At 33.8% G+C, this 14,581-nt stretch carries 15 protein-coding genes and 1 tRNA gene; 9 read left to right on the top strand and 7 right to left on the bottom strand.

The features are described 5' to 3' along the window. Position 1 precedes the first annotated feature (1 nt). A complete protein-coding gene (locus RT037_RS01650; RefSeq protein ID WP_313027583.1) occupies positions 2 to 2,449 on the bottom strand; it encodes a bifunctional UDP-N-acetylmuramoyl-tripeptide:D-alanyl-D-alanine ligase/alanine racemase in 2,448 nt (815 codons plus the stop codon). Positions 2,450 to 2,464: 15 nt separating this feature from the next. Further along, on the bottom strand, positions 2,465 to 3,064 hold the full coding sequence (locus RT037_RS01645; RefSeq protein ID WP_313027581.1) for a thymidine kinase: 600 nt from the start codon (positions 3,062 to 3,064) through the stop codon (positions 2,465 to 2,467). Positions 3,065 to 3,195: 131 nt separating this feature from the next. On the opposite strand from RT037_RS01645, the gene RT037_RS01640 reads away from it, so the two are divergent. The 6 genes from RT037_RS01640 (at position 3,196) to RT037_RS01615 (ending at position 8,394) form a co-directional block, all read left to right on the top strand. After that, positions 3,196 to 4,425 (top strand): hypothetical protein, encoded by a 1,230-nt coding sequence (locus RT037_RS01640; protein ID WP_312323397.1) that lies wholly within the window; start codon positions 3,196 to 3,198, stop codon positions 4,423 to 4,425. Further along, positions 4,425 to 5,099: a 16S rRNA (cytidine(1402)-2'-O)-methyltransferase gene (gene rsmI, locus RT037_RS01635; protein WP_312323398.1), complete on the top strand. Its 675-nt coding sequence runs from the start codon at positions 4,425 to 4,427 to the stop codon at positions 5,097 to 5,099. The genes RT037_RS01640 and rsmI overlap by 1 nt, the downstream gene beginning before the upstream one ends. A gap of 81 nt (positions 5,100 to 5,180) precedes the next feature. Beyond that, positions 5,181 to 5,924, top strand: coding sequence for a 3-oxoacyl-[acyl-carrier-protein] reductase (gene fabG / locus RT037_RS01630; protein WP_313027575.1), 744 nt, complete (start codon positions 5,181 to 5,183; stop codon positions 5,922 to 5,924). A 57-nt stretch (positions 5,925 to 5,981) separates the two neighbouring features. Next, the gene (locus RT037_RS01625) at positions 5,982 to 6,767 is read left to right on the top strand and encodes a prolipoprotein diacylglyceryl transferase family protein (RefSeq protein ID WP_312323401.1); all 786 of its coding nucleotides are present in this window, start codon (positions 5,982 to 5,984) and stop codon (positions 6,765 to 6,767) included. Further along, entirely contained in the window at positions 6,745 to 6,981 is a 237-nt protein-coding gene (locus tag RT037_RS01620; protein ID WP_312323402.1) for a hypothetical protein, read from the top strand. Before RT037_RS01625 ends, RT037_RS01620 begins: the two co-directional genes overlap by 23 nt. 9 nt (positions 6,982 to 6,990) lie before the next feature. After that, the gene (locus RT037_RS01615) at positions 6,991 to 8,394 is read left to right on the top strand and encodes a radical SAM protein (protein WP_313027569.1); all 1,404 of its coding nucleotides are present in this window, start codon (positions 6,991 to 6,993) and stop codon (positions 8,392 to 8,394) included. Between the two features lie 119 nt (positions 8,395 to 8,513). On the opposite strand, the gene RT037_RS01610 is transcribed toward RT037_RS01615, so the two are convergent. Together RT037_RS01610 and RT037_RS01605 are read right to left on the bottom strand one after the other, a co-directional pair. Further along, positions 8,514 to 8,795, bottom strand: coding sequence for a hypothetical protein (locus RT037_RS01610; RefSeq protein ID WP_313027567.1), 282 nt, complete (start codon positions 8,793 to 8,795; stop codon positions 8,514 to 8,516). 3 nt (positions 8,796 to 8,798) lie between these two features. Continuing rightward, complete coding sequence (locus RT037_RS01605; RefSeq protein ID WP_313027564.1) at positions 8,799 to 9,083, bottom strand: hypothetical protein; 285 nt, start codon at positions 9,081 to 9,083, stop codon at positions 8,799 to 8,801. Positions 9,084 to 9,276: 193 nt separating this feature from the next. On the opposite strand from RT037_RS01605, the gene RT037_RS01600 reads away from it, so the two are divergent. Beyond that, entirely contained in the window at positions 9,277 to 9,870 is a 594-nt protein-coding gene (locus tag RT037_RS01600) for a 5'-methylthioadenosine/S-adenosylhomocysteine nucleosidase (RefSeq protein ID WP_313027561.1), read from the top strand. Positions 9,871 to 9,905: 35 nt separating this feature from the next. Here RT037_RS01600 and surE read toward each other — a convergent pair whose 3' ends face one another. After that, positions 9,906 to 10,673: a 5'/3'-nucleotidase SurE gene (gene surE / locus RT037_RS01595; RefSeq protein WP_313027559.1), complete on the bottom strand. Its 768-nt coding sequence runs from the start codon at positions 10,671 to 10,673 to the stop codon at positions 9,906 to 9,908. Between the two features lie 209 nt (positions 10,674 to 10,882). Between surE and RT037_RS01590 the strand changes: the two genes are divergently transcribed. Continuing rightward, positions 10,883 to 13,006 carry a carboxy terminal-processing peptidase gene (locus RT037_RS01590; RefSeq protein ID WP_313027555.1) on the top strand — a complete coding sequence of 708 codons (2,124 nt, stop codon included), beginning with the start codon at positions 10,883 to 10,885 and terminating at the stop codon, positions 13,004 to 13,006. A 65-nt stretch (positions 13,007 to 13,071) separates the two neighbouring features. Then, entirely contained in the window at positions 13,072 to 13,578 is a 507-nt protein-coding gene (locus tag RT037_RS01585; protein WP_313027553.1) for a hypothetical protein, read from the top strand. Between the two features lie 140 nt (positions 13,579 to 13,718). Here the strand turns inward: RT037_RS01585 and RT037_RS01580 are convergent, their stop codons facing one another. Both RT037_RS01580 and RT037_RS01575 read right to left on the bottom strand, forming a co-directional pair. Then, positions 13,719 to 14,027 (bottom strand): GIY-YIG nuclease family protein, encoded by a 309-nt coding sequence (locus tag RT037_RS01580; RefSeq protein WP_313027551.1) that lies wholly within the window; start codon positions 14,025 to 14,027, stop codon positions 13,719 to 13,721. Between the two features lie 55 nt (positions 14,028 to 14,082). Further along, positions 14,083 to 14,156: transfer RNA gene (locus tag RT037_RS01575), tRNA-Asn, on the bottom strand. Between the last annotated feature and the right edge of the window lie 425 nt (positions 14,157 to 14,581).

The following is a 14,581-nucleotide window of genomic DNA, read 5'->3' as shown; positions in this document are numbered from 1 at the left end:
TTTAATCTTTTATATAAACTCTTTTTACCCGAGGTGATATTGAAGTTAAAACTTCGTAAGGTATTGTATTACAATAAGTAGCAAAATCCATTAAGCTTGGTTTTTCAGAAAAAATAATGACATCATCACCTTCTTTAGCTTCCAAATCTGAAACATCGACCATCAACATATCCATACAAACTGTACCAACAATTGGTACTAATTTATTTTGTACATTAACTTTCCCAATTTTATTACCGATTAATCTCGGAATTCCATCAGCATAACCAACTGGGATTGTAGCTATTTTAGATTCTTTTTCAGCTTTAAAACGTCTACCGTAACCAACTGTTTCTCCGGTATTTATATCAGAAATTTGAGAAATAACGGTTTGGAAACTTACAGTATTTTTAAGCTTTTTCTGAATCTCATCATTATAAGCAATTCCCATCATACCAATCCCAATTCTGACCATATCGTATTGATTATCAGTATAATTTAATATACCTGACGAATTCAAAATATGTCGAATAGGTTGATAACCAAGTAAATTTATTAATTTATTTGAAGTCTTTTCAAAATTTTCTAATTGAAATTCGACATAAGATTTCTCATTTGGTATGTCAGCTGTTGCCAAATGACTAAAAATACTTTGTACTTTAATATTGTTATTTGCTATAAAATCAGCTAGTTGCAATATTTCTTGATCTTTAAAACCAAGACGATGCATACCTGTTTCTAACTTAATATGTATAGGATATTTTTCGGTGACACCAAGTTTCTTCAATTCGTTACAGAACAATTCTAAAACTCGGAAACTATAGATTTCTGGCTCTAGATTGTACTCAATAACCGTTCTGTAGCTATGTTGCTCAGGATTCATCACAATAATTGGAGTGGTGATTCCTTTTTTTCTTAAATCGGCACCTTCATCAGCAACTGCAACACCAAGATAATCAATATGATGATGTTGAAGAAATTCTGAAATTTCAAAACTTCCTAATCCGTAAGCATTGGCTTTAACCATTGCCATCATTTTGGTTTCGGGTTTTAGAAGCGATTTATGAACATTAATGTTATGTAAAAGTGCGTTCAGATTAACTTCTAATCGGGTTTCATGTTTACGAAGTTCTAGAATATCTTTGATGCGTTCAACCTCAAATTTTCGCGCACCTTTTAGTAGAATTAATTGATTATCAATCTCTTCAAAAGATTTACTTTCAATAAAACTTGATGTTGAATCAAAACTAAAAACATTTGTTTTGATATCTTTTGCAAAATTTGAAATTTCAGTTCCTATTAAGAAAACTTGTTCAAAATTTTGCTCGTTTACAAGATCAATAACTTCTTTGTAGAAACTAGGATTGTGAGAATCTGAATCTACAAAATCTGTCAATACCAAAGATTTTTTTGGCTTATTATATTCTTGTATAAACTGAAAAGCTATTTTAAGTGAATCTAAATCTAAGTTATACGAATCGTTGATAATCAAATTATTACGAACGCCTTCTACAGCTTCTAGACGCATTTCGATCGCTTGTAAAGCATTGATTTTTTCAACAATTTTTGAATTAGAGAAACCAAGCTCTTTTAAAACAGAAATTAAAGCTAAAGCATTTGACAAAGTTGCTTCATCGCGAGTACTTGCTTCAAATTCGATTTCATCTTCGAAAATTTTAACTTTTACAAGTTCTTGACGGTTTTTATAATCATTAATAATGTGAATGTCATTATTTGACTTAAAACCAAAACTAATTAATTTTTTACTTGAATATAAGTTAGTTATTTTATTATTAACCAATTCTTTATCTCCGTTGTATATTATAGTTTTAGAATATTTGAAAAGTTTAATTTTTTCATCAATCAGCTCTTCTTCATTTTCAAAATTCGAAGAATGTGCTGATCCAATGTAAGTCAAAACTCCAATGTTGGGATGGAAGATTTCTTCCTGCAATTCCATTTCGTTGGGTTTAGAAATTCCAACTTCAAAAATTCCCAGCTCATGTTTTGCATTTATTTGTAACAAAGAGAGCGGAAGACCAATTTGAGAATTAAAACTTTTTGGACTCTTCACCGTTTGATATTCGTTCCAAAGACTTTGGTAAAGCCATTCTTTAAGAATCGTTTTACCATTACTGCCTGTAATTCCAATACTTTTTATATAAGAATTTTCGAGATGATATTTGGCGAGTTGCCTCAAGAATTGTAAGCTATTCTTTACAATTATCCATGTAATCTGCGGATTGTCGGAAGTCTTTTTCTCTGCAATAATAACTTCAATACCTTTTTCGATCGCAGATTCTATGTACTTTTCGCCAGAATTTTTGGAAGAATTAATGGCTATAAAAGCAGTGTTTTTGGAAGAATAAATGCTACGACTGTCGAAAGCCAAATTTTTGACAATCATTTTTGGGTTACCAATCAGTTCAGAATTGGTAAAAAAAGCAAGCTCTTGAGTTGTATATTTCATTGTTTTGTGGAATCATTATTTTGACTCCGGATTATTTTTTGACAGAACTTCGTCCATGAAAACTCTTCGGCTAACAGCCTCGTAGCTTTCGGTCTCACCAAGTTCTACAATATCTTTGCCGTGAGAAATTCTCATCGAATAATTCGCGAGATTTCCGGTTCTTTTACAAATAGCATGCACTTTTGTTACATATTCGGCCGTTGCCATAAGGTTAGGCATTGGACCAAAAGGGCGTCCAAGAAAGTCCATATCTAGACCAGCGATCACCACTCGTGTGCCACCATTCGCAAGTTGATTAGCAATTTCGACAATACCATCATCGAAAAACTGCGCCTCATCGATACCAACAACATCACAATTTGAACCAAGTAGCAAGATTTCGTTAGAAGAATCTACCGCTGTACTTGGTATTTTGTTATGATTATGCGACACAACATCTTCATCTGAATATCGCGTATCGATTTTCGGTTTAAAAATTTCAACCTTTTGTCCGGCCATTTCGGCACGTCGTAATCGGCGAATCAATTCTTCCGTTTTACCTGAAAACATCGATCCACAGATGACTTCCATCCAACCACTCTGTTTAGAATGATTTATTGTATTTTCTAAAAACATTCTTTAATTTAGCAATTCATATAAGCCATTTTTTTTTCAACAAATTTTTGCTTCGTTTTTTTGAAGTTTTGACAGGTTGAAGTGGACTTATAATTAAGTTTCAAAATTACGAAAAAGATAATTAGATTGTTATGAATGGGCTGCAAGAAATCCATGACGAGTTGTTTCTTGATATTCAAAATATTATTGAAGAATTAAACGATATTTCTTCTATCGACGACTTACTACAGAAAGAAAAATTGATCCGAGAATTGTCAGAAAAGACCAATTTTCTAAAATTAAGTGAAGCTTTTGGATTAAATCAAATTTTAAATAAACCTCAAGTTCTTCCCGTTGTTTCTGTTGTAGATGAACAGGAAATTTTCGAAGTAACCGAAGATGATAATGTTGAAGAACCGTCACAAGTTGAAAACGTTGAAAACGAAGCTACTGAAGATGATATTCAAGATGATGATTTGGACTTAATCGATAACCAAATTCTTGCGGAAGCGCATCAAGAAGAAATTGTGGAGACTGAAAATGTCGAAGATTTTGACAAAACTGAGGAAATCGAAAATGTTGATCATGATGACGAAGTTGAAAATGATCACCTAGATTTGTCAGACAACGAAATGTTGAAAGATGACGATACGGAGCATGATGTTGAAGAGCTTGCTAAAGACGAAGAAAATCTTGTCAAAGAAAAAGAAGCTTCTTTAAACAATGAAAGTACCTTCTCTTTTGCGATGGATTCTGTTGAGGAGTCTAAAGTGGAAACTGTTGAAGAGCCAAGTTTGGTTTCAGAAATCTCAGTGTCGGAAGATGCTAATGAAGTTAAAGAAAATTTAACTGAAACTATTTCAAAATCAGAAGAATTAGTAAGTGAATCTTCAGTAAAAATAGAAGATACTAAAGATGAAATTTCTGATGTAGAAGAAGAAAAAAAATCATTATTTGATACTGAAAAATCAAATGCCGATGACAACCAAAATTCTAAAAAAATTAAATTATCTAACATTAAAGGTATTCACAAAACTTTGTTTGATAATGATCCTTTAGAGAGAATACAAGCTTCTGAAACTACTTCTGAACCTAAAAATAGTGGAAGTCTTGGTAAAAGCAATATGCCAACTGATTATATGGAGGCGCCAAAACCAAAACCAGAATTCCGTTTGGATTTAAATGATAAAATTGCCTTTACACAACACTTGTTTAAAAATAGTCAGGTTGAGCTGAATCAAGTTGTTCATAAGTTGAATGAATTTGATAATATTGACGATGCTAAAGAATTTTTGAGCGATTTGTATTATGATAGAAATTGGGAAAAGGCAGATAGTTACGCACAACGACTTTGGACTTTGGTAGAAAACAGATTTTTGTAATGTCAGGCATTTTGTACTTTGTTCCAACGCCAGTTGGGAATTTGGAAGACATGACTTTTCGAGCAATTAAAGTTCTGAAAGAAGTCGATTATATTTTGTGTGAAGATACCCGAACTTCTGGTATTTTATTAAGACATTACGAAGTCTCGAAACCGTTGAGATCCTATCACTTACACAACGAACATCAAGCGACGGAAAAGGTGATTCAGGATTTGCAAAGTGGTCAAAACATCGCCATTATCACGGATGCAGGAACGCCAGGGATTTCGGATCCTGGCTATTTGTTAGCAAAAGCTGGCGCTGATAACGATATCGAAATGATATGCTTGCCAGGCGCAACAGCTTTTGTTCCGGCTTTGGTTGTTTCGGGGTTGCCGAATCATGATTTTTATTTTGCGGGATTTTTACCGCAGAAAAAAGGTCGTCAAACCAAATTAAAACAACTTGCTGAAGAGAAGAAAACTATCATTCTTTATGAAAGTCCGCATAAGATTAATACAACTTTGGAGCAGATAAAAGAATTTTTTGGTGAAGAAACTAAGGCAAGTCTTAGTCGTGAGATTTCGAAAAAGTTTGAAGAAACTAAACGTGGTACAATCAATGAGTTAATTGAATTCTCCAAAAGTAAAACTTTAAAAGGAGAAATTGTATTGATTGTGAATAATGTTGTCTAAAATTTGGTGTTTTTAAATTGATTCAAATTCAATAAAAATATTATTCGCTACATTTGAAAATAGAAAAAGAATAAACTATATATGAAACTATTAGAAGGAAAAGTTGCCTTAATTACAGGTGCAACAAGAGGAATCGGAAAAGGAATTGCCGAAGTTTTTGCAGCGCAAGGCGCAAAGGTGGCTTTCACTTATGCAGGATCTGTTGACAAGGCAAAAGCTTTAGAAGAGGAACTTTCTAAGATTACAACTGTTAAATCTTACCAATCTGATGCATCTGATTTTGATGCTGCACAAAAGTTGGTAGACGATGTTATGGTAGAGTTTGGACAAATTGATATTTTGATTAATAACGCTGGTATTACGAAAGATAATTTGATGTTGAGAATGTCAAAAGACGATTGGGATACGATTATCAAAGTGAATTTGGATTCTGTATTTAACCTTACAAAAGCGGTGATCAAACCGATGATGAAAGCGAAGTCGGGTTCTATCATCAATATGTCTTCTGTGGTTGGTGTTAAAGGAAACGCTGGTCAAGCAAACTACGCAGCTTCTAAAGCTGGCGTTATAGGTTTTTCAAAATCTGTGGCTTTGGAGTTGGGTTCTCGTAACATCCGTTGCAACGTGATTGCCCCGGGTTTCATCGAAACTGAAATGACGGCTGTTCTTGACGAAAATACGGTTAAGGGTTGGAGAGAAGCAATTCCGTTGAAGCGCGGTGGACAACCAGAAGATGTGGCAAATGCTTGCGTATTTTTAGGAAGTGATATGTCAGGTTATATCACTGGACAAGTGATTAACGTAGATGGCGGAATGTTGACTTAGTCAAGATTTTTTACAATATTTAGCAGCTTTCGGGCTGCTTTTTTTTATCTTCATTTTATGATAGATTTTCCTGTTACGCTTCATCTTTTCGGACACGATATATTGCTGCATCCAATTTTGGAATCGTTAGGGATTTTCATTGCGATGCGCTATTACTATTTTTTGAAAAGAAAATCCAATGAAAAAATGAACTTAAATGTTTCATTAGCGATTCTCATTGGTGCAACGGCAGGCGCGTTGTTTGGTTCTAAACTAATTGGAAATCTTGAAAATCCATACAAACTAGTCGAACAAGCGTTTAATTTCAAAACATTTTGGTCGAATAATACAATCGTTGGCGGATTGGCTTTTGGACTTTTAGGAGTTGAATTCGCAAAGAAAATTGTTGGACACAAAGAAAGCACGGGAGATTTAATTACATTTCCGTTAATTCTTGCTATGATTATTGGTAGAATCGGCTGCTTTTTCACAGGAATTTATGAAGAAACATACGGAGTTCCCACCGATTCGGTTTTCGGGATGTACTTAGGAGATAATGTGAAACGTCATCCTGTTGCTTTGTATGAGATTGTATTCCTCATCATCCTCTGGATTATTCTGAAAAAAATCGAAAAGAAAAGGAAGTATCCATCGGGTTTTGTATTTCAAGTTTTCATGATAAGCTACTTCACTTTTAGATTTTTACTTGATTTTATTAAACCTAAAGTTGACGTTATTTTTAATCTTGGAACCATTCAAGTTGTATGTCTTTCTATGATTATTTATTACATTTATAAAATATATTTAACCTTCAACACCAAAATACAAAACCAATATTCAGATGAACCAATTAGTAATTCTTGAAGTCGGCAACTTAGAAGGGGTTGTAGTGATGATTGTAGCGATGATTGCTGTTGCCTCTTTCGTGATATCTTTAGTAGTTGCTGGAATTTTTAAATTAATTTACGAATCCAAAGCTGGCAGAAAACTCACAAAAGGTCAATTTTGGAGAACAGTTTTAGTGTGTCTGCTTATTTGCGGATTGATTAGTGGAATGATTTGCGGAGGTGGAATTTAATTTACAATTATGCCAGTAAGAAATTATACTTATTACGATTATACGATAAGTCTTTGTCCAGAATGTTTGCAGCGTGTGGGCGCAAAAATTATTATTGAAGACGATTTGGTTTTTATGACAAAACGTTGCCCAGATCATGGTTTTTTCAAAACTAAAATAGCAACCGATGTAGAATATTATAAAAACATCAGGAATTTCAACAAAGCCTCAGAAATGCCCTTGCATTTTGGGACTGATGTAAATTACGGTTGTCCTTACGACTGCGGATTGTGTGTAGATCATGAACAACATAGTTGTTTATCTATTGTGGAAGTTACGGACCGCTGTAATTTGACTTGTCCGACTTGTTTCGCAATGTCTTCGCCGCATTATGGAAGCCACAGAAGTTTGGACGAAATTGAAGCGATGTTCGACACGATTGTAAGAAATGAAGGCGAGCCCGATGTTGTCCAAATAAGCGGTGGCGAACCGACCATTCATCCAGAGTTTTTTAAAATCATGGATATTGCAAAGTCGAAACCGATTAAACATTTGATGTTGAACACCAACGGAATTCGGATTGCAAACGATTCCGGTTTTGCAGAAAAATTGGCAACTTATGCCCCAGAATTTGAGGTTTATCTTCAATTTGATTCTTTTAAACCAGAAGTTTTGGAAGACTTCAGAGGAAAAAATTTGACGGATGTTCGTATGAAAGCTTTAGCAAAATTGAATGAGTTAAATCTTTCTACAACGCTGGTTGTTGTTTTGCAACAAGGTAAAAACATTGATGAAATCGGAAAAATCATCGATTTTGCTTTAAAACAAAAATGTGTTCGCGGAATTACCTTCCAACCTGTAGAAATTGCGGGACGAAATCGCGACGATTCTGCTGCAGAAAAAATTACTTTAACAGAAGTTCGACAAGAAATATTGAATCAGTTTCCTGCTTTAAATTCTGATGATTTAATTCCTGTTCCATGCAATCCAGATGCTTTGGCAATGGGATATATTTTAAAATTGAATGATGAAATTATTCCTTTAACTCGATACATCAATCCAGCTGATTTACTGAATAATGAATCGAAAAACACCATTGTTTACGAACAGGATGAGGGTTTAAAAGTGCAATTAATTGATATTTTCAGCACTGGAATTTCTGTTGATAAAGTTCAGCCAAAAGTTAATCAATTATTATGTTGTCTTCCAGAAGTTGTAGCGCCAGATTTGGGTTATGACAATTTGTTCAGAATTATCATCATGAATTTTATGGATGCTCACGATTTTGATGTTCGAGCTGTGAAAAAATCTTGTGTCCACATCGTAAATAAAGATTTAAAATTGATTCCGTTTGAAACCATGAATCTTTTTTACCGTGATGACAAACAAAAATGTCTAGAGGAATTGAGAAAAGATACAAGAGTGTTGTTTTAAGGCAAAAAAGGTTTTGAAAATCATCTCAAAACCCTTTTATCATTTGTGATTTTAGAAGTATTATTTAAAATACTGACACAAATGTACTTTTATTAGTTTTAATATGAAATGAACTTGGGTTAATTAATTCGCTTCCGAATACGACTTAAAACTTGTGGCGTAACGCCGATATATGAAGCTATATATTTGAGCGGAACTTTTTGCAATAAGTTCTTGTCTGTTTTTAAAAGTTTTAGATAGCGCTCTTCGGCACATTCGGTTAATAGAGAAAGTTCTCGTGCCGCTTTTGAAAGATAAAGTGCTTCCGCAGAAATCCTACCAAGAAAATTCCCGATTGATGAATGTTCGAAAAAGTGTAAAAAACTGTCGTGCGTGGCGCGCCACAAGACCATGTCGGTCATTGCTTATATCGAGTATTGGCTAGGTTCTCGCGTGAGAAAAGATTCGTATGATGTTAAATAATCATTTTCGAAAAGAAAATTAACGGGGATTTCTTTTTCTTTTTTATTTAAAAAGCATCGTCCAATACCTGTTGTTATTAATGAAAGATGATTTTCGACTTCGCCTTTTTCTATTATAAAATCATTTTTTTTGTAGGCTTGGACAAAAATTCTAGGTTCATATATTTCCCAATCTTTGTCGGTCATTTCAATCCCGAATGAGGTTAAATAGTCTTTATAATTCATCATTTAAGAAAGTGGTTTTTGTTATGATATAACCAGTATAAAATTAGGGATTTGTACTATATTTAATAACTAAAAAGATATTATGATAGAAAAATAATCGTTTTTAATATCAATTTAATTAATAAAAGTTATTTAAAATAATTTTTAAATTCGTAAATATTTAATTTGAAAAATATTTTATCAAAAAAAACTATATTTGACCAAATTCTATAAAGTTTTGATTACAATTAATACTAAAACCTATGAAAATCCGCTTTTTGTTTTTGCATTAGAAAGCGAAGCTGGTAGTCATTTTGATAAGGATAACAAAGTTTTTGTTGGTGTAGGGAAAGTTAATGCAACCTATCATTTAACAAAAGCAATTGCGAAATATCAACCAGACATTATCATTAATCTTGGTACAGCAGGAAGTACTGTTTTTGATCGTGGAAGTGTTGTGTGTTGTACAGAGTTTATCCAACGTGATATGGAAGTGTCAGCTTTAGGTTTTGCAAAATTCGAAACACCTTTCGAAAACTCAGCGATTATCTTGAATACCGGGATCGAACTCCCAAATTTTCCGATAGGCATTTGTGGTACGGGCGATCAATTCGAAATGGAACATAACAACCACGAATACAATATTATAGAAATGGAAGCTTATGCTTTAGCTAAAGTCGCCAATTTGGAAAACATTCCTTTTTTGGCTTTAAAATATATTTCTGATGGCGCCGATGGCAATGCCGTTGACGATTGGACAACAGAAGTTAAACGAGCATCCGAAGCTTTGAGTAAAGCTTTAGGAAGATAAAAAAAACGGTCAAATTATTTTGACCGTTTTCTATTTTAAAACTTCATGATGGTATCTAGTTCTTTAAGATATTCATGCGCGGTTAGGTCAAATTTAACAGGAACGATTGAGATGTAACCATCTGCCAGAGCCGTTTCGTCAGCATCTTCTGACTTGTCCATATTGTTAAAATAGCCGGATAACCAATAATATTTTTTGCCGTGTGGGTTAACACGCTCATCAAAACTTTCTTCCCATTTTGCATGCGCTTGTTTGCAGACTTTTACACCTTTTATTTCTTCTTTTGCAAGTTTAGGAATGTTGACATTTAACACAACACCTTTTGGAAGTGGATTGTCAAGAACTTTTTTGACGATCGCTTGGATATATTCTTTAGCTTGAGAAAAATCGGCATCCCAAGAAAAATCTAATAACGAAAAGCCAATAGCTTGCAAACCTTCTACACCAGCTTCAACTGCCGCTGACATTGTCCCAGAATAAATAACATTAATCGAAGAATTGGCACCGTGATTAATCCCCGAAACCACAATATCGGGTTTTCTTGTTAAAACTTTATCGAGTGCAAATTTCACACAATCAACAGGCGTCCCGCTTAGCGCATAATCGGTTTGTGGACCTTCGAGATTTATTTCTTCATAAGTTAAAGTTGCATTAATGGTTATTGCGTGTCCTTTTCCACTTTGTGGCGAGTTAGGCGCAACGACAATAACGTCGCCAATTTCGTTCATAAAACTTACCAAATTTCTAATACCAGGCGCTGTTATGCCATCATCATTGGTTACTAATATCAAAGGTTTTTCCATAATAATTTTCAAAAATATCGTGATGCATCTTAATTTGTAGATGCTCTTTTTTAAAGAATATCACAAAATTAGCTAAAATATAGCAGTCGAATAAAAATAAGGTATTAAATTTGATGTGACTTCGACTTATGATTTAGAAATAAATTTTCAAAGATTTGTAACAAAAATCAAAAGCTAATTACCAATATTTTATCACTTAAGTAATCTATATGTTTAAGAATTTTAAATGGAACAGAATCTTCATGTTTGCGCCACTTATGACGCTGATGTTTTGTTTCAACGCACCACAGAATGACGACGAAAAAATGCAAACCATTATGGTAAGTGTTAAGAACACACTTTCGTATTTGCATTATGCGCCAAAACCTATTAATGATGCTTATTCAGCAGAAGTTTATAATAAATTTTTTGAGTCTGCAGATCCAGACAAAAGAATTTTTTTACAATCTGATATGGATGAGTTTTCGAAACATAAAACCAAGCTTGATGATTACCTTAACAACGGTGATTTGACTTTTTATAAAGCGACAACAGATCGTCTTTATCAAAGATTGGATGATATCGATAAAATGACACAAGATATCTTGAGCAAGCCAATCGATCTCAATGAAGATGACAGTATGATTCTTGAACCAAAACTTAAGAAAAATGCAACTACTAATGCTGATCAAAAAGCTGAGTGGAAGCGTTATGTTAAGTATTATATTCTTCGCGAGATGGAAACTTTGAATAACAAGGAAGAATCTGCTAAGAAAAGAAAAGACTCATTAATTGCTAATAAACTAAAGGATACAGTTAAGTTAGAAATCCTTTCTGCAGATCAAAAAAGAATCAAAGCGCAAGGTGAGGTTAAGGATTTGATTACGGATATGTTCCGTCGTTACAAAAAGAGAAAGAAAAATGATTGGTTTACAGTTTATATGAACGCTTATACAGAAGTGTTTGATCCGCACACCAATTATTTTTCACCAAAAGATAAAGAAGATTTCGATACTAATTTCACAGGGAAAATTATTGGTATTGGTGCTTTAATCCAAGAGAAAAAAGGATATTTATATTTAGGCGATTTAACAATCGGTGCACCAGCTTGGAAGTCTAAACAATTAGCGAAAGGAGACAAAATCCTTAAAGTTAGATCAAAACCCAAAGAAGATCCAGTTAACGTCGTTGGGATGTTGACAGAAGAAGCGGTGCGACTTATCCGCGGAGAGAAAGGAACGCCAGTCACTTTAACTGTTGAGAAAACCGATGGTACAGTTAAAGATGTTACCTTAATAAGAGAAGAAGTTGCGATTGAAGACACTTACGCAAGAAGTTCGATTATTAACTCTCCAAACGGGAAAAAATTAGGCTATGTTTATCTACCAGGTTTTTACGCAGATTTTGAGGATAGTAAAGGAAGAAACGCTTCAGACGATGTTAAAGCTGAACTTTTAAAACTAAAAGCTCAAAAAGTTGATGGCGTTGTTTTAGATTTAAGAAATAACGGTGGCGGTTCATTAACAGAAGTTGTTGATATTATGGGCTTGTTTATCAATGCTGGTCCAGTTGTTCAGGTTAAAGACGGAAACGGAAAAATAAATGTTCTTAGTAACAAAACCAATGCGCCAGTTTGGACAGGTCCGCTTGTTATTATGCAAAACGAACTTTCGGCTTCTGCATCTGAGATTTTGACAGGAGCAATGCAAGATTACGGAAGAGCTGCAATTGTTGGTTCTCCACAATCTTTTGGTAAAGGAACTGTGCAGACTTTTGTGTCTCTAAACAGATTTTTAAATACCAGCGATGACTTTGGTGATCTTAAATTAACAATTCAAAAATATTATCGTGTCACGGGTGAGTCGACACAGAGAAAAGGTGTGGAATCCGACGTTAAGATGCAAGATTTGTATACTTATGCAGAAATAGGGGAGCGTTATGACCAATTTGCTTTGCCTTGGGATAAAATTGCACCAGCAAAGTTCAATAAAGTTAATAACATCAATACAGCATCTTTGCAGCAATCAATAGATTCTAAAATTAAAAATAATACGAATTATCAACTGCTTGTAGAGTCTGCAAAATGGAGAGAAGCTTTATCTAAAGAAGAAAAAATTACGTTGAACGAAGCTAAATATATGGCTTTGATGAAAGAACGTAAAGCGCAGATTGAAAAATTCAAAGCTTTGGATAAATACAATAATGGTCTCAAAATTAGTTTGCATGCAGATGAAGTTGCAAGAGAAAAGAAAGACGAAGCTTTTGCGAAAAAGTCCGAAAATTGGATTAAAAATTTACAGAAAGATTTTTATCTGAAGGAAACTTTAGACGCCTTAGAACAATCTTCAAAATAATAAAAAGCGCTCATCATTGAGCGCTTTTTTCATAATAGAATTTAATTTTGATTAAACTAAAATTTATGAAATTAGAAAGCATCTTTTTCTTAGCCGTTTTTAGTCTAGGAAGTTTATCTTGTCAAAAAGAGGAAAATAAGTCTCAAAATAAAATTGAACAATCTGATTCTATTCCTAGTGTTAAGAATATCAAAATTGGAACGATTACGGTGCCAGATGACAAAATCGGAATAGGTTGTATTACCGAATATTATCGGAAAGAAAAAGAATATAAAGATTTAATTTTTATGCAAACTGGTGCGCCTGATGAAAAAGGTTGGCTTAACTTTTTAAACATTGATGGAAAACAAATTGAATTTTATACAAAAGAATCTAGTTCCGGAGAAAATGATGACGAAAATAAATTCACTATTAAATTAGAAGACGACAATTACCAAGTAATAATTGATGCCATTATAGGAGAAGTAAGTATTGACAGTGACACGGCGCAAGCCCACGGAATAATAAAAGTTACCAATAAAAAAGCAAAAGCAACAGGCTCAGCAGAATTTAAGGGAGGAACTGGTTGCTAAGCTTTCAAAAACTTAAAATTAAAAAGGGAATTTCAGTAATGAGATTCTTTTTCTGTTTAAACAAAAAAACACCTACTAATTAAAGTAAGTGTTTTAGTAAAGAAGCTCCTCCTGCTGGGCTCGAACCAGCGACCCTCTGATTAATCCCGAAGTTTCGGGACTCTAACCAACTGACTAAGTGTTCCGTCTGGACTAAAATCTGGATCGACGAGCTTTTCTATAATCTTTCTACTATGCTGTTTTTTAATAAATCGCTCAATGGAGATAGCTTCTTTTTCTTGATCTCCGCAAGAAAAAAGTGCAGCAAGCTTCCAAGGTCGATGTTTGGATGTAAACGTATTAAAGCTGTTTTGCTCGTTATGTTGTTGCAATCTTAATTCTATGTTAGAAGTATATCCAACATAATAAAGATTTGCAGTTTCCGAGTAAAGAATGTAAATAAAATACATAATTAAATGTACAAAAAAACACCTACTAATTAAAGTAAGTGTTTTAGTAAAGAAGCTCCTCCTGCTGGGCTCGAACCAGCGACCCTCTGATTAACAGTCAGATGCTCTAACCAACTGAGCTAAGGAGGAATGTTCTTCGTTTGAAGTGGTGCAAATATAAAAATTAATTTGTTTCAAATCAAGCCTATCATGCTTTAATAAAGAAAAAAAATCAAAAAATTCTTATCTGTTTGATTCTGAATTAAAAAAAATTAGATAAGTCTGTTTGATTTTGATTCAATCAGGAATTTTAAAACAAAAAAGACTCACATTTCTGTAAGTCTTTTAGCTCCTCCTGCTGGGCTCGAACCAGCGACCCTCTGATTAATCCCGAAGTTTCGGGACTCTAACCAACTGACTAAGCCTCTCCAGTGAACTAAAACCTGGATTGAAAATTTTTTCAACTAACTTTAATGTACAAAAAAAACACCTACTAATTAAAGTAAGTGTTTTGTAAAAAAGCTCCTCCTGCTGGGCTCGAACCAGCGACCCTCTGATTAATCCCGAAGTTTCGG

The sequence above is a fragment of the Soonwooa sp. genome (assembly GCF_032062245.1).
Lineage (GTDB): Bacteria > Bacteroidota > Bacteroidia > Flavobacteriales > Weeksellaceae > Soonwooa.
Note: the sequence above shows the minus strand (reverse complement) of the source record. Positions and strands in the feature narration are given on the sequence as shown.